Here is a 24,083-nt window from a genome sequence, read left to right as displayed (position 1 = left end):
AGGTCAGTCCACGACGAAGCGGGCGTCGACCTCCGCGGAGACCTCGATGTCCTCGGGCGAGAGGTCCAGCTCGGTGTCGCCGGAGCCGGTGTCCTTGGCCGCCATCCGCAGGTATCCCGCCGGGCCGCCGCCGCCCATCGGCGAGATGCCCTGGCTGAGCATGCCGGCATCGGCCACCGCGACCGGCCGGACCGGACCGAGGCCGAGCGCGTCGGCGTACTCCTGGGCGCGACGAGCGGCGTCCTGCACCGCGCGGGCCCGGACGGTGCGCTCGAGCTCGCCGCGACGGGCCTCGGTCAGCGCCCACTCGACGCCGTCGAGCCGGAAGCCCTCGGCCGAGCTGACCAGCCGGCCCACCCAGGTCGCGAGCCGGCCGAAGTCGCGGAACTTCACCCGGACGCCGACGCTGGCGTGGTGGACGAGCGGGAGCTGCTTGCCGTCCTTGTTCCACGGCCGCTGCGCCCAGGTCCGCACGTGCTGGGTGGCCCACCAGGTGACCGGCCCGTTCGCGGGGTCGTGGAGCTCCTGGACCGACGCCTTGACCGCCTCCAGGTCGCCCACGACCCGGTCGTAGACGGGCTGCAGCGCCGGGCCCTGGAAGGCCAGGGTGACCTGCGCGGTGCCTCGCTCGGGCGGCTGGAAGGCGGAGTGCGACCCGCGCACGGTGAACTCGGTCGGCATGGGCTCACTCTAGGGACCGGCCGGTCGGGCCCGGCGGGTCTCGAGGACCCGGAACCCCTTCGCGCTCGCGATCCGCTCGGTCGGGAGGCCCTGCTCGCCGAGCCAGCGCTGCAGCGAGTCGGCGCCCAGGTTCTTGCCGACCACCATCACGGCCCGGCCGCCGGACGCGAGGCGCGGCAGCCAGGCCAGCAGCAGCTCGTGCAGCGCCGCCTTGCCGATCCGGATCGGCGGGTTGGACCAGATCTCGTCGTACGTCTGCGCCGGGTCGACCTGCTCCGGGGCCCGCGCGGTGTAGCGGTCGGCGACCCCGAGGGAGGCGGCGTTCTCGTTGGCCAGCAGCACGGCGCGCTGGTTGACGTCGACCGCGGTGACCGTGGCGGTGGGCGCCGCGACGGCGCAGGCGAGCCCGATCACGCCGTACCCGCAGCCGAGGTCGAGGATCCGGCCGCCGGTGGGTGGGTCGGTCTCGCGGAAGAGCACCGAGGTGCCGATGTCGAGCCGGCCCTGCGCGAACACGCCGGAGCCGCTGACCAGCCGCAGCCGGTGTCCCCACACCTCGGCCTCGACCGGGGCGCGTTGGAAGGCGACCGACGGGTCGGCGGAGAAGTAGTGCTCGTCGCTCACCGCTGCGCCCCCTCGGTCTCCTCGGCGCTACGGCGGGCCGCGGTCTGCGCCACGCGGGCCGCCAGCCCGGCGGGGTCGGGGTAGGCGACCTCCTCGAGGGTCAGCCCGTGGGCGGGTACGACGACCACTCCCGGGTCGCGCCGGCGTCCGGTGAGGATCTCCACCGCCCAGGCCGGGTCGTGCCGTCCCTCGCCGACCGCGATCATGCAGCCGACCAGCGCCCGCACCATCGAGTGGCAGAACGCGTCGGCCTGCACGTGCCCGACGAGCAGCCCGTCGTCGGCGCGGGTCCAGCCGAACTCCAGCAGGGTGCGGATCGTCGTCGCGCCCTCGCGGTGCTTGCAGAAGGCGGCGAAGTCGTGCAGCCCGACCAGCGAGCGCGCCGCCCGGTCCATCGCGGCCACGTCGAGGGGGCGCGGCCAGAACAGCACGTGGTTGCGGGTCAGCGGGTCGACCCGCGCCGGGTCGTCGACGATCCGGTACGCGTAGCGCCGCCACAGCGCCGCGAACCGCGCGTCGAACCCCGCCGGCGCCGCGCTGATCCGGCGGACCCGCACCGTCTTGTCGAGCACCCCGTTCACCCGCCGCGCCAGTACGTCGAGCTGGGTCACCTGTCGTGCCGCCGTCGGCGAGCCCTCCTCGGGATCCTCCGGCACGTCGACATGCACCACCTGGCCGCGCGCATGCACCCCCGAGTCGGTCCGGCCCGCGCAGGTCACCCGCAGCGAGCCCTCCGGCAGCCGCAGCACCGTGGTCAGCGCGGCGCTCAGCTCCGCCTGCACGGTGCGCAGGCCCGGCTGGGACGCCCAGCCCCGGAAGTCACCTCCGTCGTAGGCGAGGTCGATCCGCAGGCGCACCGGGCAAGCCTATTGGTCGGGGGCGGCGAGCTCGGCCCGGGTCGGCGGGTCGGCGCCGAGCCGGCCGACGGTGACGGCGGCGGCCCGGGCGGCGTAGGCCAGCGCGGCGCTCCACTCCGCCGACCCGAGCGCGGCGAGCCGATCGGGGGCGCCGGGTCCGAGCAGCGGCCACAGGTGGTCGAGGAGGGCGGCGGCGAAGGTGTCGCCGGCGCCGATCGTGTCGACGACGGCCGCCGGCTCGGCGTGGACGCCGCCGGTCGACCAGTCCGGGCCGGAGCAGGCGTGCCAGGACGCGCCCTCACCACCGTGGGTGACGATGACCGCGACCGGTCCCGGCATCGCCAGCAGCGCCGCGGCCGACTCTCCCACCGACCGGTCCGGCCACAGCGCGAGCAGGTCCTCGTCGGACGCCTTCACCAGGGTCGCGGCGGACGCGGTCCGCAGCACCCGCTCGAGCACCTCCCGTCGGGCGCCGGTGATCGCGGGGCGCAGGTTGACGTCGTAGGTCACGCAGGTGGTGGGCGCGATCCGCTCCAGCAGCGCGAGCACGTCGGCCGCGCCGGGGTCGAGCAGCGGCCCCAGCGAGGTCACGTGGACGACGTGCGCGGGCTCGTCGGGGACCTCGGGCAGCCGCCACCCGATGTCGAAGGTGTACGACGCCGCGCCGGTCGCGTCGATCACCGCCTCCGCCCGCGGGGTGGCCGCCAGCACGTGCGGGTCACCCGCGAGCGCCACCCCCGCCTGCCGCAGGTGCCCGGCGATCCGCGCCCCGGCCGCGTCGTCGGCGTACGCGGTGGCGAGCCGGACCGGCCGCCCCAGCCGGGCCAGCGCGACCGCGGCGTTGACCGCGGAGCCACCGGGCCGCTCGTCGCCGTCGACCACGTCGAGCACGGATTCGCCGATCACGAGCGCCGTCGCCGTCATGTCGACACTGTCCCACATGCCTGACCGCCCCGAGCAGGCATAGGCTCGCGGCCGTGGCTCTCGAGACGTCGCTGGAGAAACCGGCTCCGGTCCGGGCGATCGCGAACGCGCTCGCCGGCTGGATCGACCGGCTCGGCGCGGTGTGGGTCGAGGGCCAGGTGACCCAGATCAGCCGGCGGCCGGGCCTGGCGACGGTGTTCATGACGCTGCGCGACTCGGTCGCCGACATCTCGGTGCCGGTGACCTGCTCGCGGGTGATGTTCGACGGCCTGCCGACGCCGGTGACCGAGGGTGCCAGCGTGGTCATCCACGCGCGGCCGTCCTACTACGCCAACCGCGGCAGCCTGTCCCTCAACGCCCGCGAGATCCGGATGGTCGGCCTCGGCGAGCTGCTCGCGCGGCTCGAGCGGCGCCGCCAGCTGCTCGCCGCGGAGGGACTGTTCGCCCAGGAGCGCAAGCGGCGGCTGCCCGCCGTACCTCGTCGGGTCGGGCTGGTCACCGCCCCGAGCTCGGCCGCCGAGCGCGACGTCCTCGAGAACGCCACCCGGCGCTGGCCCGCGGTCGCCTTCACCACCGCGTACGCCGCCATGCAGGGCCAGCGCTGCGCCGAGGAGGTGATCGAGGCGGTGCGCCGCCTCGACGCCGACCCCGAGGTCGACGTCATCGTCGTGGCCCGCGGCGGCGGCTCGGTCGAGGACCTGCTGCCGTTCTCCGACGAGGGCCTGATCCGCGTCGTCGCCGCCGCCCGCACCCCCGTCGTCTCCGCGATCGGCCACGAGCCGGACTCTCCCCTGCTCGACCTGGTCGCCGACGTCCGCGCCTCCACGCCCACCGACGCGGCCAAGCTGATCGTGCCCGACATGGCACAGGAGCGGCTGATGGTCGACCGGGCACGCGATGCGCTGCGCCGCGCCGTGGGCCACCGCCTCGACCGCGAGCAGGCCCAGCTCGACGCCCTGCGCTCCCGCCCCGCCCTGGCCCACCCCGGTACCCTGCTCGACGCCCGTCTCGACGAGCTCGACGACTGGCGCTCCCGGATCCGCCGTCAGCTCGAGTGGCAGCTCGACCGGGCCGCCGACGACCTCGACCACCGCCGCGCCCGGGTCCGCGCCCTGTCCCCCCTGGCCACGCTGCGCCGCGGGTACGCCGTCCTCCAGGACGCCGAGGGCCACGTCGTCACCTCCGTCGGCGAGGTCGCCTCCGGAGCCGCCCTCACGATCCGCGTCGCCGACGGCCGCATCCACGTCACCGCCACCACGACCGAGGAGATCCATGACTGACACCACGCCCCCGGAGCCGAGCGAGGAGCTGTCCTACGAGGAGGCGCGCGCCGAGCTGGTCGAGGTGGTCCGTCAGCTCGAGGCCGGCGGTACGACGCTCGAGGAGTCCCTCACCCTGTGGGAGCGCGGCGAGGCGCTGGCCACCGTGTGCCAGGGCCGGCTCGACGGCGCGCGGGCGCGACTGGAGGCGGTGCTGGGCGAGGACGAGGACGAGGACTGACGCCAGCGCGTCAGCGCCAGAGCGCCACCCAGTACTGCACCCCGAACGGCGCGTCGTCGTAGGCCGTCTCCGCCTCGGCCAGCGGCGGCAGTCCGCCCAGGCAGGCGGTGTCCGCCCACAGCTCGGCGGCCAGCTCGGCGTCGATGTCGGCGAACGACTCCCGCAGTGCCGCGTCGAAGGCCTCGGCGCGGGGGTCGAGGTGGCCGGGCGCCTTCTCGGTGCGCTTGGCCGAGCCGTTGCCGACGACGAGCACCCCCGTCTCGCCCTCCGCCACGACGAGACCGCCGGCGGCGGCCACCAGGGACGCGGCGACCCGGGTGCCCGACGGACCGGAGGCGAGGACCCGGACCCGCGGCCCGAGCGCGGCGACCGCGGCGAGACAGGCCGCCCGCAGCTCGGCGACCGGGTCCTCCAGCGACGCGTACGACGGCAGCAGGGCCGGCACGCCCGGCACCAGCGCCCTCACTGCAGTCCCCGGATCGCGCGCAGCGGCGGCCGGCGCCCCGCGATGGACCACACCATGTCGACGGTCTGCCGGGTCTCGACGACCTGGTGGACCCGGTAGATCCGGGCGCCGGCGAGCGCGCAGACCGAGGTGGCGGCGAGGGTGCCGAGCAGCCGCTCGCCCACGTCGAGGCCGAGGGTCTCGCCGACGAAGTCCTTGTTGGACAGCGACACCAGCACCGGCCACCCGGTGGCGACCATCTCGCCCAGCCGGCGGGTGACCTCGAGGGAGTGGAAGGTGTTCTTGCCGAAGTCGTGGGCCGGGTCGATCACGATCGCCTCGCGCGCGACGCCGGCCTCCAGCGCCCGGTTCGCGTACGCGACGGTGTCGGCGATCGCGGCGGCGACCACGTCGTCGTACTCGATCCGGTAGGGGCGGGTCCGCGGCGTCACGCCGCCGGTGTGGGTGCAGATGATCGCGGCGTCGTACTGCGCCGCGACGTCGACCAGCTCGGGGTCCGCGCCGCCCCACGCGTCGTTGAGGACGTCGGCGCCGGCGGCGCACACCGCGGCGCCGACCTCGGCGCGCCAGGTGTCGACCGAGATGACCAGCTCGGGATAGGCATCGCGCACCCGCGCGACGAAGTCGACGACCCGGTCCTTCTCCTCGGCCGCCGAGATCTCGACGCCCGGCGCCGCCTTGATCCCGCCGATGTCGACGATCTCCGCACCCTGGGCGACCACCTCGGCGACCCGCGCGAAGGCGGCGTCCTCGGCCCAGGTCGCGCCCTTGTCGAAGAACGAGTCGGGCGTCCGGTTGACGATCGCCATCATCAGCGCCTCGTCGTCACCGAACCCATGCCGTCCCAGCCTCACAGGTACGCCTCCGCCGCCGGTCGCTCGAGAGTCGGTACGACGCGCTCGACCGGCTCGAGCCCGCGCAGGTACTGCCGCAGCACCGCCTCGTCCGCGCCTCCGGCCGGCGACGCCCCGACCCGGGCCAGCGCGGCGGCGAGGATCTGGGTGGCCATCCCGCCGAGGTCGCGCAGCGCCTGGTGCCGGTGGGCGCGCACGCCGAGGTCGACCTGCGCGATGGCCGAGGGGCCGCCCAGGCGCACCGTGTCGACGAGGGCGGCCAGCTCGACGGCGTACCCGGTCGGGACGGGCAGCCCCGCGAACCAGGACCGCCGTACCGCCCACTCCCCCGCCAGCGGCTGCACCAGGTCCCCGAGAGCGGGGAACAGCAGCGCGATCAGCGGGCGCGCGACCAGCTCGGTGACCCGGCCGCCCTCGAGCGGGCCGTCGGCGCCGGGCCGGTCGTAGAAGCCCTTGACCAGCTGCACCTCGGGGTCGTGCAGCAGCGGACCGAGCAGCCCGGGCACGAAGTGGGTGTCCCAGTCGTGCAGGTCGGCGTCCATGAACACGACCAGGTCGCCGGTCGTGACGAAGAGCGACTTCCACATCGCCTCGCCCTTGCCGGGGTGGGTGCCGAGGTCGGGCCGGATCTCGGCACAGCGATGTACCCGCGCGCCCGCGGACTCGGCGACCGCGTAGGTGTCGTCGACCGAGTCGCTGTCGATCACGACGATCTCGTCGACCAGGGAGACGGTGTCCATCAGCGCCGTGCGGACCCGCGAGACGACGGCGCCGACGGTGGCGGCCTCGTTGCGGGCGGGGACGACGAGGCTGACCCGCTGACCGGTCGCGGACTTGCGCCTCAGCAGCCCCTCGAGGGCCCAGTCGTCCCAATGGCCCGCCCGGATGCCCATGACCGTCAACCTACCCCCCGCATTCACCCGTCCGATCGCCTCCCCAACCCCCGACCCCGGTGTTACTGTCGAAGGGTCTCGGGAAAGTGGGTGCTCCCTCACTCCCTGGAGTTGGTCATGTCGTTTCGCCGTTTCCGACGCAAGGTGCGCTGCGTGCTCAAGCACGGCCCGCGCGGATGTCCGCACATCGAGCGACACACCCGCCGTCCCCGGCGGCGCGTTCCCACGCCGTCGAGCCAGGGCCCCGACCGGATGCCGGCGCCGCCGCTCGCCGAGCCGCCGCTCGGGAGGCACGCCCGGAGCTGAGCGGCTCTCAGCTCCCCAGGTACGCACGCACCGCCGCGGTCACGGCCCGCGCGTACCGCCGCCGTCCCGCGTCGCTCTCCATCACGGCCGCCTCGTCGGCGTCGCGCATGTTGCCGAGCTCGGCCATCACCACCGGCACATCGGAGTGGTTGAGGGTGCCGAGGTCGGTGCGGACGTCGATGCCGTCCTCGCCGAGGTACGTCGAGGGCGTGAACCCCGCATCCACGAGGGCGTCGCGCAGCGCGAGCGCCAGCCGCTCGGACGGCTTGCTGACGTCGTCGGTCCAGCCGGCCCGCTCGCCAGGGCGGATGACGTGGAACCCGTGCGCGGTGGGCGACAGGTTGCCGTCGGCGTGCAGGCTGATCCGTACGTCGGCCGTGGGCCCGGGCTCCCCCGGGTTGCCGACCCGGCCGCGCTCGTCGACGCACGGCCCCCACTCCTGCGCCGAGTTGTCGTCGCGGGTGAGCACGACCCGCGCGCCGAGCGCCCGCAGCCGGCGGCGTACCTCCACCGCGACCTCCCAGACGAAGGTCGCCTCCGGGTAGCCGTCGTCGGTCGAAGTCCCCGTCGTGTTGCACGGCTTGTCGAACCCGCCCGCGTCCACCGGCCGGTTGATCTGGGCCGGGAACCGGGCGTTGCCGAGCTGGTGGCCCGGGTCCAGCACCACCACCCGGCCCTCGAGCGGCGGGGGCTCGGTGGGCGACGCGGTCACCGACGGTGTCGGGGCCGGTGTCGGGGCCGGTGTCAGGGCCGTGCTGGAGGCGGGCGACGCCGGCGCCTGCCCCTCCGGGTCGCCGCCGCAGCCGGCGAGCAGCAGCGCAACGAGCAGCGCGGTGACGCGAATCACGGCGCCATCCCCACCCCCACCGGCCCTAGGATGTGAGCCTGTTCTCGGGATGTCACGGTGTTGCTCTCCCTCCCGACCAGACAGGACACTCATGCTGGCCAGCCTTCGCAGGCTCAAGCGCACGATCCGGTGTCGCCGCAAGTACGGCGTCGGCCGCTGCCCACACCTCGAACGTCATTGACCCGTCCCGCGCTCACGCGTAGCCCAGCACGTCCTTGCGCCTCTCGCCCCACGCCAGGGCCGAGGCGATCGCCTCGTCGAGCGACAGCTCGGTGCGCCACCCGAGGAGTCGGAGGGCCTTGTCGGCGTTGGCGTAGGCGCCGGCGGCGTCCCCCGGCCGCGGCGGCGCCTCGACGACGGGCACCGGCCTGCCGACCACCCGCTCGACGGCCGCGAGCAGCTCGCGCACGGTGACGCCGTCCCCGGCGCCCAGGTTGACATAGGTGTACGGCGCGTCGACCTGCTCCAGCACGCGGTCGAACTCCTCCACCGCCCGCACGTGCGCCCGCGCCAGGTCCCACACGTGGATGTAGTCGCGGATGCCCGTGCCGTCGCGGGTCGGGTGGTCGGTGCCGGTCAGCGTGAAGCTCTCGCGGTAGCCCAGCGCGGTCTGCGCCATCAGCGGCACCACATGGGTCGCGTCGCGCAGGTGGTAGCCGGTGGTCAGGTCCGGGTCGGCGCCGATCGGGTTGAAGTAGCGCAGGATGATCGCCCGCAGGTCGGTGGCCTTCGCGAGGTCCTCGAGGACCTGCTCCATCATCCGCTTGGTGCGGGCGTACGGCGAGGTCGGGTCGACCGGGTCCTCCTCGGTCACCTCGAACCGCGGCGTCAGCGCGTACAGCGACGCCGTCGAGGAGAACAGGATCCGCGGCTTCCCGAGCGCCGTCAGCTCGTCGAACATCTCCAGCGACTTCGCGACGTTGTCGCGGTAGTACTCGTAGGGCAGCGCGACCGACTCCGGTACGACGATCCGCGCCGCCATGTGGACGGTGGCGTCGAGGTCGGGGTGCTCGGCGACGATCCGACGCAGCAGCGCCCGGTCGGCGACGTCGCCCTCGTAGAAGATCCGGTCGCCGACATAGGCCCGCGGCCCGCTCAGCAGTGAGTCCAGGATCACCGGCGTGTGCCCGGCCTGCTCCAGCGCCTTGGCCGTGATCGATCCGAGATAGCCGGCGCCGCCGGTCACGAGAACCTTCATGCTCCGACCCTACTGAGACCGGCCCGGGCCCGCCCGGCGTCCTCGGATCCGCTGGATCCGACCGGATCTCGGACCGATCTTACCCAAAACGGGGTACGCCGGCCGTTCCTCACCTATCGTTGCCCCGTCGCCCGGACGACGATGATGTCGGCTCCTGTGGGGGGAGTTCTGCGGGCACATCAGCTCTCCAGGGACCAGTTTCGGGTAGGGGCCAGTTCGCATGACCGTAGTGGCACGTTCGCGGGGTCTCGTCATCACGAAGGCTCGCCGCCACCATCCGCTCGCCACCTTCACGCTGGGCGTGCTCGCGCTGGACGTCCTCGTCCTCGCGGTCGTCGGGTCGCTCGCCGTGCTCCTGCGCGAGCAGCTCCCCCTGTTCCCCGCCCCGACCAACGTCAAGGAGCAGGTCGGCGTCGTCGCCCCCCTCACCATCGGCGGCTGGCTCGTCGTGACCGGCCTGATGGGCGGCTACCGCGAGGACCTCCTCGGCGCGGGCACCGACGAGTTCAAGACGCTCTTCCACGCGACCATGGTCACCGCCGGGCTGCTGGGCGTGGGCTGCTACCTGACCGAGTTCGAGCTGGCGCGCGGGTTCTTCGTGCTCGCCTTCACCCTCGGCACCGTCGTCCTCCTCGCCGGGCGCTGGGCCGCCCGGCAGGTGCTGCACGCCTTCCGGCGCCGCGGCCGCTTCGCGGTCCACGTGCTGGTCGCCGGCACGCCGGACAGCATCGACACGATGACCGGCGTCCTGCGGCGCGAGACCTGGCTCGGCTACTCGGTCGTGGGCGGCGTCGTCCCCGCCTCCGATCGTCTCGAGGAGACCCCGGGCGGGGTCCCCGTGGTCGGCACCGTCGACGAGCTGACGAGTGTCGCCGACGACGAGCACGTCGACCTGGTCGTCTTCGCCGCCGGCAGCGTCTCGAGCGGCACGGAGATGAAGGAGGCGATCTGGTCGTTGGAGCGACACCACGTCCACGTCGCCCTGGCCCCGCGCCTCGACGACATCTCCCACGAGCGGATCAGCATCCGGCCCGTCGGCGGGATCCCGCTGATCCAGGTCGACTCGCCCACCTGGGCCGACGCCGGCGCGCTCGGCAAGCGGATCTTCGACGTCCTCGGCGCGGCCACGCTCATCGCGCTGCTGTCGCCGCTGTTCGTGGTGGCGACAGCAGCGGTCTGGCTGCACGACCGCGGTCCGATCACCTACCGGCACCGCCGGATCGGCCGCAATGGCAAGCCGTTCCACTGCCTGAAGTTCCGCAGCATGCGCGTCGACGCCGACGCGATGATCCAGAGGCTGCAGGAGCAGACCGGCCGGAACGCGCTGCTGTTCAAGATGAAGGACGACCCCCGCATCACCCGCCCCGGCCGCTGGCTGCGCCGGTTCTCGGTCGACGAGCTCCCCCAGCTGTTCAACGTGCTGCGCGGCGACATGAGCCTCGTCGGGCCGCGCCCGCAGGTCGACCGCGAGGTGGCGCTCTACGACGGCGCGATGTCTCGTCGCCTCCTGGTCCGTCCCGGCATGACCGGCCTGTGGCAGGTCTCGGGCCGCAACGACCTCGATGCCGAGGAGGCCATGCGCCTCGACCTCTACTACGTCGACAACTGGTCGATGCTCCAGGACCTCTCGATCCTGGGCCGGACGGTCCGCGCCGTCGTCTCGTCCCACGGCGCCTACTGACGGGCGTTGCGCCCCGGGGGGTCGGGCGCCCGGATTAGGGTGTCCCCGTCCTGCTCCCCCTCCAGGAGGTCTCCTTGCTCGCGCTCGACTGCGCCACCCGGTCCTACGACTGGGGCTCGACCGACGCCATCCCGGGCTTCCTGCGCCGCGATGCCGACGGCCGGCGGGTCGCCGAGGTCTGGGTCGGCACCCACCCGCTCGGCACCGCCCAGGTGGTCGACGAGTCCGGCAGGAGGCGGCCGCTGACCGAGCTGGCCGGCGAGCTGGGCTTCATGCTCAAGGTGCTCGCCGCGGACCGCCCGCTGTCCATCCAGGTCCACCCCGACGCGCCCCGGGCCGCGGCCGGGTATGCCGCCGAGGAGGAGGCCGGGATCGCCATCGACGCGCCCGAGCGGGTCTTCAAGGATCCCTATCCCAAGCCGGAGATGGTCTACGCCCTGTCGACCTTCGACACGCTGGTCGGGCTGCGGCGCACCTCGGAGATCATGCGGGTCCTGCACGCCCTCGAGCACCCGCTGGCCGACGGCCTGATGGCCGACCTGGTCGAGCGCACCGGCTTCGCCGGCATCGTGCGGCTGATCGAGGGCCTGCTCGCCGCTCCGCCGGCACCGGAGGTCGTGACCGAGGTGGCGCTGGCCTGCCACAAGGCGCTCGACGCGGGCCGCGACGTCAAGCGCGCCTTCGAGACCGCGGTCGAGCTCGCCGAGTCCAACCCCGGCGACGTGGGCGTCATCGTCTCGCTGCTGATGAACCGGCTCACGCTGCAGGCCGGCGAGGCGGCGTACCTGGCCACCGGGATCATCCACGCGCACCTGAGCGGGATGTGCCTGGAGGTGATGGTGTCCTCCGACAACGTGCTGCGCGCCGGCCTGACCACCAAGCACGTCGACCCCCACGGCCTGGTCCGCTGCCTCGAGGAGGGCGCCTCGCGCGCGGCGCGGGTCGAGCCGATCGTGTTCAACCACTCGACCGACGTGTTCAGCCCCGGCGACGAGTTCGCACTGTCGGTCACGCAGAGCTCGCCCGCCGACCCGGCCGGCGTCGTCCTGCCCGCCTCGGGCCCCCGGCTGCTGGTCTGCACCGGCGGCGCGGTCGCCCTGGCGAACCGGCGCGACGAGGTGCTGCGCCTGGGCCGCGGCGACGTCGCGTACGCCGACGCCGGCGACGGCGAGCTGCGGGTCGCCGGCACCGGCGAGATCGCCCAGGCGTTCGTACCCGCCACCGCCGCCCGCGGGCAGCTGTTCGACCTGATCTGACCCGCGCGCGGGCGCCTCAGCGGCGCCGCAGTCCGGCGAGCGCCGGCCGGACGTCGGCGAGGTAGACCAGCGCCGCGACCAGCAGGGCCAGGTTGATCAGGCTCAGCGGCACCGGCACGATCTGGATCAGCAGGCCGACGCCGAGGATCGCGCACCAAGCGGCCTTGGACATCTTGTCGGCGGCGGAGTACGACTCGGCGGAGTACAGCAGGGCGCTCACGAAGGCGAAGATCTTGATGGCGAGCAGGGCGAACGAGACGCCGACGAAGATCCACGCCTCGATGTCGGCACCCGCGCCGAGCCACGACGGCAGCGGCGGGACGAAGGCATCGCTCATGGCCTCAGCGTAGTGGGCGGCCCCCACCGTGACGCCGCTTATCCACAGGGCGTCCTCGCCCAGACCCCTGTCGACGCCATCGGGTGACAGGCTGACCTCTCCCCACGCACAATGACGAGGTGAGCCCCTTGAACGAACCACAGGTGTGGACGCTGATCGGCGTCTTCGCCACCACGTTCGGCGTTCAGCAGTGGTCGATCAACTCGCTGCGACGCGAGATGGCGGCCGGGTTCGCCCGCCAGGACCTCCGCTCCGACGCTCTCGAAGCGAAGATCGACAACATGCTCACCGCCCTCAAAGCCAAGATCGACGTGCCCCCACGACCTGGCGTCGAGCTGATGGACGCGAGATTCGATGACGTCGGGCACCGCCTCGACACGTTGGAGACCGACATGTCGCTCGTCAAGGGACACCTGATCGGGCAGCGCTCGGCCTGAACGCGCAGAACGGCCCCGAGGCGGACACCTCGGGGCCGTTCGTGCCGGATTCGATCAGCTGGCCGGGGTGGCCTTCTTGGCCGGGGCCTTCTTGGCCGGGGCCTTCTTGGCGACGGGAGCCTTCTTGGCCGGGGCCTTCTTGGCGGCGGGAGCCTTCTTCGCGGCCGGCGCCTTGGGGGCCGGGGCGGCGGCCTTGGGGGCCTCGCCGGTGCGCAGCTTCACGACGACGCCCTCGCCGCGCTTGGCGAGGTCGGCGTACAGGGCGGTGGCGGTGGCGACGTTCTCGTCGTACGCGCCCTTGACGCTGCTCTGCACCTTGGCCGGGAAGGCCTTGGCGTCGGCCTGGATGCCGGCGATGCGGGCCTCGGCCTGGGTGCGGCGCTCGGTGAGGCCGGCGACGGCCTTGCCCTGCAGGCTCTTCGGCTCGGGGAGCTCGAAGCCCTTGACGGTGCTCTGGACGGTGCTCTGCACGCCGGCGACGCGGGCGGTGACGTCCTTGTGCACGTCGGTGACGTAGGCGAGCGCCTTGGCCTGCACGTCGGCGACGTAGGTGCGGACCTCCTCGACGGCCAGGTCGATCACGCCGACGCCGGCGTAGATCGGCTTCGCGGCGGACGCGGGGATCTCGGGGAGGTCGACCTTCAACAGGTCGATGGTCGGGATCTCGATCTTGGGGAGCTCGAGCTTCGGCATTGCTGGTTTCACCCTTCGTTGGCGACGGCGTCGGAGTCCGTCTCGGTGTTGGTCGGCGCGTCCTCCTGCGCCTCGGCGGCCTCGGCGACGCCGGTGGAGCCGGTGGAGCCGGTGGAGCCGTCCGTGTCGGCCGCATTGAGCGCGAGGAACGATGCGTAGACATCGAGGAGCGACTGCTTCTGTCGCTCGGTGAGACCGGTGTCGCTCACGATCGCGAGCTCGACCGATCCCCCCACGCCGTCATCGGGGCTGAGGATCCCGGCCCTGATGTAGAGCTGCTCGGCGGAGATCCGCAGGGCCTTGGCGATCTGCTGCAGCACCTCGGCCGACGGCTTGCGCAGACCCCGCTCGATCTGGCTCAGGTACGGGTTGGAGACGCCCGCCTGGTCGGCGAGCTGCCGCAGGGAGAGACGGGCGGACACCCGCTGCTCCTTGAGGTAGTCGCCGAGCGACCCGACGGTCTTTACCACCTTGCCCTTGGCCATGACACCCATGGTGCTAGCAATAGTTAGCAGATTGCAAGCACGCGCGGCGTGAACTCGTTCACAAGCTCGCTCGCCCGCCCGGTCCCACCTTTCACTGTTCAAATCGGATCAACTCACTCGACTCTGTACGATCACCCGTGTGTCACGCCCGCCCCTGCCCCAGCACTGCCCGACGCAGCGCGAGCTCGACGACCTCGAGCTGCTGACGTCCGGAGCGGCCGACCCGATCCGTGGGTTCAACGAGCCGGGCAGCCCCCTCACGCTCTCCCTGCCCGACGACCTCCTCACGCACCTCGACGAGGGCAACGAGGTGGAGCTGGTCGACCCTGAGGGACTCCCCCTCGCCCGGGTCTCCAGCGCGCTGCGCGGCCTCGCCGTCACGCCGCTGACGCACGCCCAGTTCGGGCCCTTCCGTCGCCTGCACCTCTCGCCCGCCGCGGTGCGGGAGCAGCACGCCGGGCGCACCTTCGTCCCCGTCACCGACCTGATGACCGACGTCCAGGTCGAGCAGCTGCGCGGCCTCGGCCCGGTGGTGCTGCTCGCGTTCGTCGGCGCCGGCACCCCGGCGATCAGCCCGGTCGGCCTGCTCCGGGCCACGCTGCGGGTCGCGGAGACGATCGACGCCGCCGTGGTCGCCGTACCGCTGGCCGACCACGCCTCGCTCGCCGACCCGGCGCTGCGGATCTCGGTGCTCACGTCGTACGCCGACACCGACCCGGTCGTCGAGCTCGCCTACGGCGGCCACCTGCTCCCCGGCCTTGCCGACATCGCCGAGGCGGAGCGCCCGCGGCCCGACCGGCAGGGCCTGGTGCTGTTCTTCACCGGCCTGTCGGGCAGCGGCAAGTCGACGCTGGCCCAGGCGCTGATGGACCGCCTCCTCGAGCACGGCGGCCGGACCCTGACCAGCCTCGACGGCGACGTCGTGCGCCGCAACCTGTCGGCCGGCCTCACCTTCTCCAAGGAGGACCGCGAGACCAACATCCGCCGGATCGGCTGGGTGGCCGCCGAGATCTCCCGCCACGGCGGGATCGCGGTGTGCAGCCCGATCGCGCCCTTCGACGAGACCCGCCGGCAGGTGCGGGCGATGGTCGAGTCGGCCGGCGGCGCGTTCTTCCTGGTCCACGTCGCGACACCGCTCGAGGAGTGCGAGCGCCGCGACCGCAAGGGCCTGTACGCCAAGGCCCGGCGCGGCGAGATCCCCGAGTTCACCGGCATCTCCTCCCCCTACGAGGAGCCCGCCGACGCCGACGTCCGGGTCGACACCACCGGCCGCACCATCGAGGACGCCCTCGACGACGTCCTGAGCGCGCTGCGCGCCGCGGGCTACGTCGACCTCACTGCCCCCGAGGCGCCGCCCGCGCCATCCGCCCCGGCCCCGGAGCCGGCACCGGAGATCGCCGAGGTCACGGCCGCCGGCACCCGCACCACCGCCGGTGGCTCGCGCCCGCTGCGGGTGCTGTTCGTCTGCACGGCCAACATCTGCCGCTCGCCCTACATGGAGCTGCGCTCGCGGGCGCTCGCGGGCAGGGACAGCGGGATCGAGTTCGCCAGCGCCGGCACCCACGGCTTCAACGCCCACCGGGTCGACCGGACCATGGCCGAGGTGCTCGCCGAGCGCGGCGTGGGCGCCGACCTGCTGGGCGGCTTCGCCAGCCGCCCGCTCACCGACGACCTGATCGAGGCCGCCGACCTGGTGCTGACCGCCGAGGCGGCGCACCGGCAGTTCGTGCTCGAGGAGGTGCCGGCCGCGTTCCGCAAGGCGTTCACGCTCGCCCAGTTCGCCGAGTCGGTCGAGCGGGTCGCCCCCGACCTGCACGGCATCGAGCTGGTCACCGCCGTCGGCCACCGTCGGGCGGGCACCGCCGACGACCACGACATCCGCGACCCCTACCGCCGGGGCAAGGCGGCGGCCGAGGTGTCGGCCGACCAGATCGACGCCCTCCTCAACGCCGTGCTGCGCCGCCTGGCGACGCCGGCCGCCCCGAACCCGACCGGCCCGACCAGCGGACAGGCAGGCGACGAGTAGTGGACCTCCTCACCCTCACCGCGCTCTCCATCGCGGCCGCCGGCTTCTTCGTCGGCATCGTCGTCGGCCTGACCGGCATGGGCGGCGGGGCGCTGATGACGCCGGCGCTGATCTTCCTTGGCGTCGGCCACACCGCCTCGATCGTCACGGCCGACCTGACCGCGGCGGCGGTCTACAAGACAGGTGGCGCGCTCACCCATGCCAAGGAGGGCTCCCCCAACCTGCGCCTCGCCGGCTGGCTGATCCTCGGCTCGGTCCCGATGGCCTTCCTCGGCCCCTGGCTGGTCAAGGCGGTCACCGAGGACCCCACCGAGCTGGAGAAGACGCTCAAGCTCTGCATCGGCGTCGCGCTGCTGTTCGCCGCGTCGACGTACGCGCTGCGGCTCTACATCAATCTCAAGCGGGTCCGCCGGGGCGGCGCGCTGCCCGACGACAACCCCCGGATCCGGCCAATCCCGACCCTGCTGGTCGGCATGCTCGGCGGCCTGCTGGTCGGCGTCACCAGCGTCGGCTCCGGCTCGGTCATCATGATCGCGCTGCTCATGCTCTACCCGGGCCTGTCGGCCGTGCGCCTGGTCGGCACCGACCTGGTGCAGGCCGTGCCGCTGGTGCTCAGCGCCGCGCTGGCCAATATCGCCATCCACGGCCTCGAGTGGGACCTGGTGATCCCGCTGGTCGTCGGCTCGGTCCCCGGCACCCTGCTCGGCTCGCGGCTCGCGCCGCGGGTGCCGCAGTCGTTCATCCGCCGCGGCATCGTGATCGTGCTGACCATGTCGGGCGTGGCGCTGCTGTTCAAGGCCGGTCTGCACCCGTTCGGCGAGGGCCACGAGACGCTGGAGGCCGTCCTGGTCGCCGCGGTCGGCGTGGCGATGCTGGTGCTGGTGCCGTTCGTGTGGGGCCTGCTCCGCAAGCGGCTCGGCATGCCGATGTTCGGCGCGCCCACGGTCGCCGAGATCGAGTCGTTCGGCAGCCGCAAGCGGCCCGCCGACCACTCGTCGCGCTGATGCGCACACTCCACGTGGTCCTCCTGGACGGGGCCGAGGGATCGCTCCGGTTCGGACTGTGGGGCGAGGACTCCGCGCTTCCCGCGGCTGCGCCGCGACGTCCGGGTCGCCGGCCGCGGGTCGGCACCCACCCGTTCGCGCTGCCGCACGCGGACCTGCTGGCGGCGTTCGGCCTCACCACCGATGGAGGGGACGCCCCCGGCACCACCGAGGCCGTGCTGCAGCTGCCGACGCGGGCGCATGCTCCGCTCCCCTCCCCCGAGCTGATCCGTGACCTGTCGCCCGACGCCGACGGCGCGGTCACCCTCGCGCCCTGGACGGTCCCGGTGCTCGACCTGACGGCGGATGCCGTCGTGGAGCTGCTGTGGTCGCCGTCCGACCGGGTGGACGACGACGGCGACGGCGTGGCGGGGGCCGCGCTCGAGCACGTGAGCGCGATGGTGGCGTTCGCCCGCGACCTCTGCGCCCGGGGCCGGATGCTGCCCGGCGTCTCGGAGACGTCTGCGCAGGCTCTGTGGCGCCCCCTGCTGACGGCCTCGGACGCCACCTGGGCGCGCGCCTTGGCCACCGCCGCGCCTCCCTCGCTGTTCGCGACTCGCCCCGGCCGCGAGCTCGAGTGGTGGGCCGGCGGCCTCGACGCGATCGTGGACGCGACGGTACGACGTACCCTCACCGATGCCGGACGACGACGGGACCGCTGGTCCCTGGGCCGCTCCGGCGACCCCGCCACCCGGGCCTGGTTGGCGGCGCTGCGCGGGCCGACCCGCTCGTTCGAGGCGACGCCCGCCGCACTCGACCGCCTGCGTGACGAACTGGCTGCCTGGCAGCAGGACGTGGCCGCCGGACCGGTACGAGCCGCCTTCCAGCTCGCCGAGCCGGACGGCGTCGACGAGCCGTGGCGGATCCTGTTCGCGCTCCAGTCGGCCGACCAGCCGAGTCTCATGCTGCGGGCTGCCGGTGTGTGGCGTCCCGGCCGGCGCAAGTCGGCGCTGGCCGGCCTGGTGGAGGCACCCCAGGAGGCATTGCTGCGCGAGCTGGGCAAGGCCGCCCGGCTGTATCCGGAGCTCGACCGGGCTCTGCGCGATCCGCGGCCCACGGAGCTGGCGTTGAGCACCGAGGAGGCCCACGTCTTCCTCCGTGACGTCGCCCCGCTGCTGGCCACCGCTGGGTTCGGCGTGCAACTGCCTGGCTGGTGGGGGACGTCGGCCTCCCGCGTCGGACTGCGGGTCACGGCGTCCACGCCCGGTCAGCCGGCGAAGGTGGACGGCGGCTCCGCGCTGGGCTTCGACACCATCGCGGAGTTCCGCTACGACGTCGCGATCGGCGGCGCCACGCTGTCGAAGAAGGAGCTGCAGACCCTGGCCCGCGCGAAGGCGCCGCTGGTGAGGCTGCGCGGCCAGTGGGTCGAGGTGGACGCTCGGCGGCTGGCCTCCGCGCTGCGGCTGACCGGCCAACGCGACGAGGCACGGATCGGCGACCTGATCCGCCTCGGACTGGGCATCGACCCCGGCCCCGACGGCCTGCCGATCGAGGCGGTCGAGGCGGAGGGCTGGCTGGGCGACCTCCTCTCCGGCGCCCTGGACCAGCGCGTCACGCCGGTGGAGACGCCGCCCGGCTTCACCGGCACCCTGCGCCCGTACCAGGCACGCGGCCTGGCCTGGCTCGACTTCCTGCGCCGCACCGGTCTCGGCGGCATCCTGGCCGACGACATGGGCCTGGGCAAGACCGTGCAGATCCTGGCGCTGCTCGCCCACGACACCGAGAGCGGCAGCACCGGTCCGACCCTGATGATCTGCCCGGTGTCGTTGACCGGCAACTGGGAGCGGGAAGCGGCCCGGTTCGCGCCCGACCTGCGGGTCCACGTGCATCACGGTCGCGAGCGGGCCCGCGGCAAGGCGTTCGCCGACGCGGTCGCCTCCTGCGATCTCGTGGTGACGACGTACGCCCTCGCGTTCCGCGATGCGGCCGATCTGCGCAAGATCCACTGGCACCGGGTGGTGCTCGACGAGGCGCAGGCGATCAAGAACGGCTCCACCCGGCAGGCGACGGAGATCCGCTCGCTGCCGGCGACCAGCCGGATCGCGGTGACCGGCACACCTGTGGAGAACCGCCTCGCCGACCTCTGGTCGATCCTCGAGTTCACCAACCCGGGGATGTTGGGCACCGCCCCGGCGTTCAAGAAGCGCTACGCCGTGCCGATCGAGCGGCACGGCGACGACGCGGCCGCCGAGCGCCTGCGCCAGTTCACCGCGCCGTTCATCCTGCGCCGGCTCAAGACGGACAAGTCGATCATCGCCGACCTGCCCGACAAGCTGGAGATGGACGTGGTGTGCAGCCTCACCACCGAGCAGGCGAGCCTCTACCAGGCGGTCGTCGACGAGATGCTGGAGCGGATCGCCCGCAGCGAGGGCATCGAGCGTCGCGGGCTGGTGCTGGCCACCATGACGAAGCTGAAGCAGATCTGCAACCACCCCGCCCAGTTCCTGCGCGACGGCGGTCGGCTCGACGGACGCTCCGGCAAGCTCGACGTGCTGGACGAGATCACCGACGAGCTCCTCACCGTCGGCGATCGCGCCCTGCTGTTCACGCAGTACGCCGAGTTCGGCGCGATGCTGCGCGGTCACCTGTCCGGCCGATTCGGTCGCGAGGTGCTGTTCTTGCACGGCGGGGTCTCGAAGCGGGAGCGTGACCGCATGGTGGCCCGGTTCCAGTCCGACGAGCCGAGCGCACCCCCGCTGTTCGTGCTCTCCTTGAAGGCCGGCGGTACCGGCCTGACGCTGACCGCGGCCAACCACGTCATCCACGTCGACCGCTGGTGGAACCCGGCCGTGGAGGACCAAGCGACGGATCGGGCGTACCGGATCGGCCAGGAGCGGAACGTGCAGGTCCGCAAGTTCGTGAGCGCCGGCACCATCGAGGAGAAGATCGCCGCGATGATCGCGGACAAGCGCAGCCTGGCCTCGCGGATCGTAGGCTCGGGCGAGGACTGGGTGAGCGAGCTGTCCACGGCCGAGCTGGCCACCCTGTTCCGGCTCGAGGAGGGGGCGGTCGTCGAATGAGCGGATGGTACGAGCCGTCGCGACCTCGCGCTGTCGACAACGGGCTGAAGGCCCGGACCAGTCGCGGCGCGATCGGCGCGACCTGGTGGTCGCGACGCTTCATCGACGTCCTGGAGTCCTTCGCGATGGGCAACCGGCTCACCCGCGGCCGGACCTACGCCCGCAAGGGCCAGGTGATGTCGCTGGAGGTGACCGCGGGACGGGTGAGCGCCGTCGTGCAGGGCTCGCGCGCCAAGCCGTACCGCGTCTCGATCGGCCTGGCTCCCTTCCCCGAGCTGGTCTGGGCGAAGGCCGAGATCGCCCTCTCGGAACAGGCCCTGCCCAGCGCCAAGCTGCTCGCCGGCGAAGTGCCGCCCGAGCTCGAGGACTTGTTCGCAGCAGCCGGGGCGCCGCTCTTCCCCGAGCGGGTCAACGACCTGGACCAGCGGTGCAGCTGTCCCGACAGCGCGGTGCCCTGCAAGCATCTGGCAGCGACCTTCTATCTGCTCGCCGAGGCCTTCGACGACGACCCGTTCCTGATTCTGCGCTGGCGCGGCCGCGATCGTGAGGTCCTGTTGTCGCGCCTGCGCGAGCTTCGCTCGGGAGCGCCCGCCGAGGAGACGGCCGGCGACCAGGCCGCACCAGCCGACGAGGTGGCACCGGTCGGCGGCAGCCTGCTCGCACTGAGCGACCTCACCTTTCCGAGCCGCCAACCCGAGCACTTCTGGCTACCTCCCGCTCCGCTTCCGGCACGACCGCCGGCACTCTCGTCCGATCCGGGCATCCTGCTGCGCCAACTGCCCACCCCGCCGACGTCCCTGGGCGGCACGGCGTTGAGCGACGTCCTCGCGACGGGATATCAGCGACTGGCCTCGGACGCCGAGTAGCGGCCCGAGCTCGGCTCGCCTCGAGACACCCTCGCCCACGGCTCGGACCACTCGACCACCAGACTCGACCGCCCCGACCGCCCCGACCGCCCCGACCGCCTCAGGCCGCTCGTGGTCGGGCAGGGGTGTAGGTCATGCCGGCCGCTCGGACTTCTCGAGGGTGCCTCTGGGCGGCGGGATCCACACGGGCTGTCGGGTCTCGAGATCGATCCGCACGATCCATGGCTCTGGTGGAGCAGGACGTGGTGGCGACGGCACAGCATCACCAGGTTGTCGAGGCTGGTCGGGCCGCCGTCGGCCCAATGCACGACATGGTGGGCGTCGCACGCCATCCGGCGCACCGCGGTCGCCGAGAGCCGGGCCCCGGTCGGGGTCTCACCCGAACGGGCCAGCCCGGCGTCGATGACCTGCTGCTGGAGACTGTCCTGGTCGATGAGCACCACCACCCGAGGCCGGGCGCCGTGTCGCGGGGCAGCTCGTCGGCCACCGCGAGTCGGTCGCAGGCCTCGACCAGGGCGTCCCACATCCGGGCACCGCTGTCGCGGGGATCGCGGCCGGTGTGGCCGCACCTCGGGTCGGGACAGGGCTTGTGGGTGGACACCCCGTCCTCGTCGTAGGGCTCCTGGCCCGGACGCCGGTTCACACCGCCGCACGCCCCGGGCTCCGTGGTGACCGGCGCGGACAGGGGCACCAGCACGGCCTTGATCTTCTCGGCGTCCTCGACGGTGCCGTAGCCCCGGACCCGGACACCGCCGAAGCCGTCCTCGGCGAAGGAGAGCTCGCGGGCGTGATGAGCGCCCCGCTCCGCCTTCGCCCGCTCCTTCTCGGCGTTGATGATCGCGGCGTCGGGGTCGAGCTCGCGCACCACGTCACCGAACGCGGTCTGCAGGTCGGAGGCGTCATGGCCGTGGACGTCGACCAGGTCGAGCATCGCCCCGGCCACCTGGGCCCGGAACTCCGGCACCCGGGGCAGGGTCTGCACCTTCGAGGCGGTCGCCCGGGCCTGCGGCAACGTGACCCGACCGGAGTCGAGCGCCGCCTGCACGTCGGGCAGGTCCCGCAGCTGCTCGGCCGCGCGGACCAGCCCGCCGCCGGTGCCCTTGTGGCCGCCGGTCAGATGGGTCAGGAAGTCCTTGACCTAGGCCCAGCCCAGCTCCCGCACCGCATCGGTGGCCTCGAGTCGCGCGATCCCCCGCAGCAGCGCGGCATCCAGGAACGAGCGAGCCGCGACCACCGCTTCCACGGCCCGCACCGCGTCCGGGCCGCTCAACTGACCCCAGTCGTCTCGGGCCAGCCCCGCGGCACGCTCGACCACCACAGTGGCCGTATCGAGCGCTCCGAGAGAAGTCATGCGCTCATCTTGGTCGAACATATGTTTGAACACAAGCCCCCCGGCAGAGCATTGCCAGTGATGTCTCAAGACATCGGTGACAGTTCTGCATCAGGACATCGGTGACACAAGGTGTCCCAGGACTACGGTGACGTCCGGCCACTCTTCCGCCCCGTGCAGTGTTGGCCGAAGGCCCGGCTACACGCGTCCTTGCGACCGGCTGGTTCCGCAGAGCGGCGGCCGAGTCGGCGCTATGGCGCGAGGGTGTCCTTCAGACTTGCCGCCACGAACCGCTCGAGGGTCGGCGCGTCCGGCCTATCGGCGTGACGATCGGCGAAGAGGAGATGGCCGCCACCGACCAGCGCGAGGGTGAGCGGGTCGACGTCCGCGTCGGCGGCGATTCGGCCGGCGTCGCGCTCCGCGGCGAGGTACACCGAGACGGCGTTGGTCGCGTCGGACAGAATCGCGATGCCGCCGCCCGGCCGCAGCTGACGGAGGCGGACGCGCAGCTCGTCGCGGAATGTGATGAGCGGCAGGATCGCCACGGACACCGGCCCGAACAGCGCGGCGAGAGCACGAGCGAGGTTCTGCTCGACAGTGCCGATGCCGACCGCGGCCATCAATCCGTCCAAATGGTCCTGCGACTGCGATGCGTGGTCGAGGATGAGCTCGGCCAGGAAGCCGTCGAAGTCGGCGAAGTGACGATGCAGGACACCTTTGGCGCAGCCGGCCTCGTCGGTGACCGCACGACTGGTCAGTGCTTCGGGCCCCTCGCGCAACAAGATGCGCTCGGCGGCATCGAAGAGCTGCTGGCGAGCGTCTTGCAGATGCACGCCGGTCGGCACAGCTCGCTCCTTCCGTTGCTAGTGGGCGCATGCCCACTTAGAGTGGGCACATGCCCACTGTACCGCCCGAACCATCCGCATCGTCCTCGCCCACTCCAGCCATCCACCAGCAGCGAAGCATGGCCGAGTCCTTCGGCGTCGACGCGAACGGCTATGACCGGGCGCGGCCGCCCTACCCCGATGACCTGGTCGATCGGATCACCGGCGGCCGGTCCAGGTCACCGGGACTTCAGGTGCTCGACGTCGGCTGCGGAACCGGCGTCGCGGCACGCCAGTTTGAAGACGCCGGCTGCGTCGTACTCGGTATCGACCCCGACGAGCGCATGGCGAGCTATGCCTGCGCGCACGGCCTCGACGTCGAGGTCTCGACTTTCGAGACATGGGAGCCCGCGGGCCGGCAGTTCGACGCGGTGACGGCCGCGCAGTCGTGGCACTGGATCGACCCGACGATCGGCGTCCCGAAAGCCGCTGATCTGCTGCGGGCCGGGGGGCGACTCGCGATCTTCGGGCACGTCTTCGAGCCGCCCGAGGCCATTGCGCACGCGACGGCCGAGGCGTACCGCCGCGTCGTGCCCCACTCTCCCTTCAGCAGCCAGGGCCGACGACCCTTGGAGACCTACCGCGCGGGCTATGCCAGGATCGCGGAGTCCATCGGCGACAGTGGTGCGTTCGAGAGCGTCGAGCAGTGGAACTTCAACTGGAGCAAGCCCTACACCCGCGAGGAATGGCTCGCCCTCATGGCCACCACGGGCGGTCTCACCCAACTGTCTCCCGCGCAGGGGTCCGAGATCCTGCAAGCCGCCGGCACGGCGATCGACGCCATCGGCGGCAGCTTCACGATGGAGTACGTCACCCTGACGGCCACAGCCCTGCGTACATAGCCGCCGCGGTCGTGCAGCCGCCCGGCCGCAAGG

26 protein-coding genes are annotated in these 24,083 nt (G+C 72.9%); 10 read left to right on the top strand and 16 right to left on the bottom strand.

What is annotated here, in order from left to right; genetic code table 11:
- Positions 1-3 precede the first annotated feature (3 nt).
- Genes ACUP6Y_RS05130 through ACUP6Y_RS05115 form a run of 4 tightly spaced genes read right to left on the bottom strand, consistent with a single transcriptional unit; the run spans position 4 to position 3,086 of the window.
- Complete coding sequence (locus ACUP6Y_RS05130) at positions 4-681, bottom strand: SIMPL domain-containing protein (RefSeq protein ID WP_462554570.1); 678 nt, start codon at positions 679-681, stop codon at positions 4-6.
- 9 nt (positions 682-690) lie between these two features.
- Positions 691-1,305: a class I SAM-dependent methyltransferase gene (locus tag ACUP6Y_RS05125; protein ID WP_462554569.1), complete on the bottom strand. Its 615-nt coding sequence runs from the start codon at positions 1,303-1,305 to the stop codon at positions 691-693.
- Complete coding sequence (gene truA, locus ACUP6Y_RS05120) at positions 1,302-2,162, bottom strand: tRNA pseudouridine(38-40) synthase TruA (RefSeq protein WP_462554568.1); 861 nt, start codon at positions 2,160-2,162, stop codon at positions 1,302-1,304. The genes ACUP6Y_RS05125 and truA overlap by 4 nt, the downstream gene beginning before the upstream one ends.
- 9 nt (positions 2,163-2,171) lie before the next feature.
- Positions 2,172-3,086 carry a PfkB family carbohydrate kinase gene (locus ACUP6Y_RS05115; RefSeq protein ID WP_462554567.1) on the bottom strand — a complete coding sequence of 305 codons (915 nt, stop codon included), beginning with the start codon at positions 3,084-3,086 and terminating at the stop codon, positions 2,172-2,174.
- A 53-nt stretch (positions 3,087-3,139) separates the two neighbouring features.
- Here ACUP6Y_RS05115 and xseA point away from each other — a divergent pair, with 53 nt between their 5' ends.
- On the top strand, positions 3,140-4,366 hold the full coding sequence (xseA, locus tag ACUP6Y_RS05110) for an exodeoxyribonuclease VII large subunit (protein WP_462554566.1): 1,227 nt from the start codon (positions 3,140-3,142) through the stop codon (positions 4,364-4,366).
- Positions 4,359-4,586, top strand: a complete 228-nt coding sequence (locus tag ACUP6Y_RS05105) for an exodeoxyribonuclease VII small subunit (protein ID WP_462554565.1) — start codon at positions 4,359-4,361, stop codon at positions 4,584-4,586. The genes xseA and ACUP6Y_RS05105 overlap by 8 nt, the downstream gene beginning before the upstream one ends.
- A 10-nt stretch (positions 4,587-4,596) precedes the next feature.
- Here the strand turns inward: ACUP6Y_RS05105 and ACUP6Y_RS05100 are convergent, their stop codons facing one another.
- The 5 genes from ACUP6Y_RS05100 to galE form a co-directional block, all read right to left on the bottom strand.
- Positions 4,597-5,052 carry a hypothetical protein gene (locus tag ACUP6Y_RS05100; RefSeq protein ID WP_462554564.1) on the bottom strand — a complete coding sequence of 152 codons (456 nt, stop codon included), beginning with the start codon at positions 5,050-5,052 and terminating at the stop codon, positions 4,597-4,599.
- Positions 5,049-5,906: a dihydropteroate synthase gene (gene folP / locus ACUP6Y_RS05095; protein ID WP_462554563.1), complete on the bottom strand. Its 858-nt coding sequence runs from the start codon at positions 5,904-5,906 to the stop codon at positions 5,049-5,051. Before folP ends, ACUP6Y_RS05100 begins: the two co-directional genes overlap by 4 nt.
- On the bottom strand, positions 5,903-6,799 hold the full coding sequence (locus ACUP6Y_RS05090) for a glucosyl-3-phosphoglycerate synthase (protein ID WP_462554562.1): 897 nt from the start codon (positions 6,797-6,799) through the stop codon (positions 5,903-5,905). Before ACUP6Y_RS05090 ends, folP begins: the two co-directional genes overlap by 4 nt.
- Positions 6,800-7,112: 313 nt before the next feature.
- A complete protein-coding gene (locus ACUP6Y_RS05085; RefSeq protein WP_462554561.1) occupies positions 7,113-7,952 on the bottom strand; it encodes an N-acetylmuramoyl-L-alanine amidase family protein in 840 nt (279 codons plus the stop codon).
- A 193-nt stretch (positions 7,953-8,145) separates the two neighbouring features.
- Entirely contained in the window at positions 8,146-9,150 is a 1,005-nt protein-coding gene (galE, locus tag ACUP6Y_RS05080) for a UDP-glucose 4-epimerase GalE (protein WP_462554560.1), read from the bottom strand.
- Between the two features lie 229 nt (positions 9,151-9,379).
- On the opposite strand from galE, the gene ACUP6Y_RS05075 reads away from it, so the two are divergent.
- Together ACUP6Y_RS05075 and manA are read left to right on the top strand one after the other, a co-directional pair.
- The gene (locus ACUP6Y_RS05075) at positions 9,380-10,831 is read left to right on the top strand and encodes a sugar transferase (RefSeq protein WP_462554559.1); all 1,452 of its coding nucleotides are present in this window, start codon (positions 9,380-9,382) and stop codon (positions 10,829-10,831) included.
- A 74-nt stretch (positions 10,832-10,905) separates the two neighbouring features.
- A complete protein-coding gene (gene manA, locus ACUP6Y_RS05070) occupies positions 10,906-12,087 on the top strand; it encodes a mannose-6-phosphate isomerase, class I (protein ID WP_462554558.1) in 1,182 nt (393 codons plus the stop codon).
- Between the two features lie 16 nt (positions 12,088-12,103).
- On the opposite strand, the gene ACUP6Y_RS05065 is transcribed toward manA, so the two are convergent.
- Complete coding sequence (locus ACUP6Y_RS05065; RefSeq protein WP_462554557.1) at positions 12,104-12,424, bottom strand: DUF2516 family protein; 321 nt, start codon at positions 12,422-12,424, stop codon at positions 12,104-12,106.
- Positions 12,425-12,543: 119 nt separating this feature from the next.
- Between ACUP6Y_RS05065 and ACUP6Y_RS05060 the strand changes: the two genes are divergently transcribed.
- Entirely contained in the window at positions 12,544-12,861 is a 318-nt protein-coding gene (locus ACUP6Y_RS05060; protein WP_462554556.1) for a hypothetical protein, read from the top strand.
- Between the two features lie 54 nt (positions 12,862-12,915).
- Here ACUP6Y_RS05060 and ACUP6Y_RS05055 read toward each other — a convergent pair whose 3' ends face one another.
- Both ACUP6Y_RS05055 and ACUP6Y_RS05050 read right to left on the bottom strand, forming a co-directional pair.
- Entirely contained in the window at positions 12,916-13,554 is a 639-nt protein-coding gene (locus tag ACUP6Y_RS05055; protein ID WP_462554555.1) for a hypothetical protein, read from the bottom strand.
- 8 nt (positions 13,555-13,562) lie between these two features.
- Positions 13,563-14,039 (bottom strand): helix-turn-helix domain-containing protein, encoded by a 477-nt coding sequence (locus ACUP6Y_RS05050; protein ID WP_462554554.1) that lies wholly within the window; start codon positions 14,037-14,039, stop codon positions 13,563-13,565.
- A 139-nt stretch (positions 14,040-14,178) separates the two neighbouring features.
- Between ACUP6Y_RS05050 and cysC the strand changes: the two genes are divergently transcribed.
- Genes cysC through ACUP6Y_RS05030 form a run of 4 tightly spaced genes read left to right on the top strand, consistent with a single transcriptional unit; the run spans position 14,179 to position 20,994 of the window.
- Positions 14,179-16,065, top strand: a complete 1,887-nt coding sequence (cysC, locus tag ACUP6Y_RS05045) for an adenylyl-sulfate kinase (RefSeq protein WP_462554553.1) — start codon at positions 14,179-14,181, stop codon at positions 16,063-16,065.
- A complete protein-coding gene (locus ACUP6Y_RS05040; protein ID WP_462554552.1) occupies positions 16,065-17,069 on the top strand; it encodes a sulfite exporter TauE/SafE family protein in 1,005 nt (334 codons plus the stop codon). The genes cysC and ACUP6Y_RS05040 overlap by 1 nt, the downstream gene beginning before the upstream one ends.
- Positions 17,069-20,128, top strand: a complete 3,060-nt coding sequence (locus ACUP6Y_RS05035) for an SNF2-related protein (RefSeq protein ID WP_462554551.1) — start codon at positions 17,069-17,071, stop codon at positions 20,126-20,128. The genes ACUP6Y_RS05040 and ACUP6Y_RS05035 overlap by 1 nt, the downstream gene beginning before the upstream one ends.
- On the top strand, positions 20,125-20,994 hold the full coding sequence (locus ACUP6Y_RS05030) for an SWIM zinc finger family protein (protein ID WP_462554550.1): 870 nt from the start codon (positions 20,125-20,127) through the stop codon (positions 20,992-20,994). The genes ACUP6Y_RS05035 and ACUP6Y_RS05030 overlap by 4 nt, the downstream gene beginning before the upstream one ends.
- Here ACUP6Y_RS05030 and ACUP6Y_RS05025 read toward each other — a convergent pair.
- The 4 genes from ACUP6Y_RS05025 to ACUP6Y_RS05010 all read right to left on the bottom strand — a co-directional run bounded on the left by ACUP6Y_RS05025 (position 20,967) and on the right by ACUP6Y_RS05010 (position 23,169).
- Positions 20,967-21,326, bottom strand: coding sequence for an HNH endonuclease signature motif containing protein (locus ACUP6Y_RS05025; RefSeq protein WP_462554549.1), 360 nt, complete (start codon positions 21,324-21,326; stop codon positions 20,967-20,969). The two genes, ACUP6Y_RS05030 and ACUP6Y_RS05025, sit on opposite strands and share 28 nt — an antisense overlap.
- Positions 21,257-22,078, bottom strand: coding sequence for a DUF222 domain-containing protein (locus ACUP6Y_RS05020; RefSeq protein WP_462556628.1), 822 nt, complete (start codon positions 22,076-22,078; stop codon positions 21,257-21,259). The genes ACUP6Y_RS05025 and ACUP6Y_RS05020 overlap by 70 nt, the downstream gene beginning before the upstream one ends.
- A gap of 54 nt (positions 22,079-22,132) precedes the next feature.
- Positions 22,133-22,345 carry a hypothetical protein gene (locus ACUP6Y_RS05015; protein WP_462554548.1) on the bottom strand — a complete coding sequence of 71 codons (213 nt, stop codon included), beginning with the start codon at positions 22,343-22,345 and terminating at the stop codon, positions 22,133-22,135.
- Positions 22,346-22,575: 230 nt separating this feature from the next.
- Positions 22,576-23,169, bottom strand: a complete 594-nt coding sequence (locus ACUP6Y_RS05010; protein ID WP_462554546.1) for a TetR/AcrR family transcriptional regulator — start codon at positions 23,167-23,169, stop codon at positions 22,576-22,578.
- Positions 23,170-23,288: 119 nt separating this feature from the next.
- Between ACUP6Y_RS05010 and ACUP6Y_RS05005 the strand changes: the two genes are divergently transcribed.
- Positions 23,289-24,050, top strand: a complete 762-nt coding sequence (locus tag ACUP6Y_RS05005; protein WP_462554545.1) for a class I SAM-dependent methyltransferase — start codon at positions 23,289-23,291, stop codon at positions 24,048-24,050.
- Positions 24,051-24,083 lie beyond the last annotated feature (33 nt).

This window comes from Nocardioides sp. S5-5 (genome assembly GCF_054954065.1).
Note: the sequence above shows the minus strand (reverse complement) of the source record. Positions and strands in the feature narration are given on the sequence as shown.

Bases quoted from the DNA above. Each gene is read 5' to 3' on its own strand.
- ACUP6Y_RS05090 (WP_462554562.1), bottom strand. From the start codon at position 6,799: ATGGGCATCCGGGCGGGCCATTGGGACGACTGGGCCCTCGAGGGGCTG.
- ACUP6Y_RS05055 (WP_462554555.1), bottom strand. From the start codon at position 13,554: ATGCCGAAGCTCGAGCTCCCCAAGATCGAGATCCCGACCATCGACCTG.
- ACUP6Y_RS05025 (WP_462554549.1), bottom strand. From the start codon at position 21,326: ATGGCGTGCGACGCCCACCATGTCGTGCATTGGGCCGACGGCGGCCCG.
- ACUP6Y_RS05030 (WP_462554550.1), top strand. From the start codon at position 20,125: ATGAGCGGATGGTACGAGCCGTCGCGACCTCGCGCTGTCGACAACGGG.
- ACUP6Y_RS05065 (WP_462554557.1), bottom strand. From the start codon at position 12,424: ATGAGCGATGCCTTCGTCCCGCCGCTGCCGTCGTGGCTCGGCGCGGGT.
- ACUP6Y_RS05005 (WP_462554545.1), top strand. From the start codon at position 23,289: ATGGCCGAGTCCTTCGGCGTCGACGCGAACGGCTATGACCGGGCGCGG.
- ACUP6Y_RS05050 (WP_462554554.1), bottom strand. From the start codon at position 14,039: ATGGCCAAGGGCAAGGTGGTAAAGACCGTCGGGTCGCTCGGCGACTAC.
- ACUP6Y_RS05130 (WP_462554570.1), bottom strand. From the start codon at position 681: ATGCCGACCGAGTTCACCGTGCGCGGGTCGCACTCCGCCTTCCAGCCG.
- ACUP6Y_RS05105 (WP_462554565.1), top strand. From the start codon at position 4,359: ATGACTGACACCACGCCCCCGGAGCCGAGCGAGGAGCTGTCCTACGAG.
- ACUP6Y_RS05035 (WP_462554551.1), top strand. From the start codon at position 17,069: ATGCGCACACTCCACGTGGTCCTCCTGGACGGGGCCGAGGGATCGCTC.
- ACUP6Y_RS05115 (WP_462554567.1), bottom strand. From the start codon at position 3,086: ATGACGGCGACGGCGCTCGTGATCGGCGAATCCGTGCTCGACGTGGTC.
- galE (WP_462554560.1), bottom strand. From the start codon at position 9,150: ATGAAGGTTCTCGTGACCGGCGGCGCCGGCTATCTCGGATCGATCACG.
- ACUP6Y_RS05015 (WP_462554548.1), bottom strand. From the start codon at position 22,345: ATGACTTCTCTCGGAGCGCTCGATACGGCCACTGTGGTGGTCGAGCGT.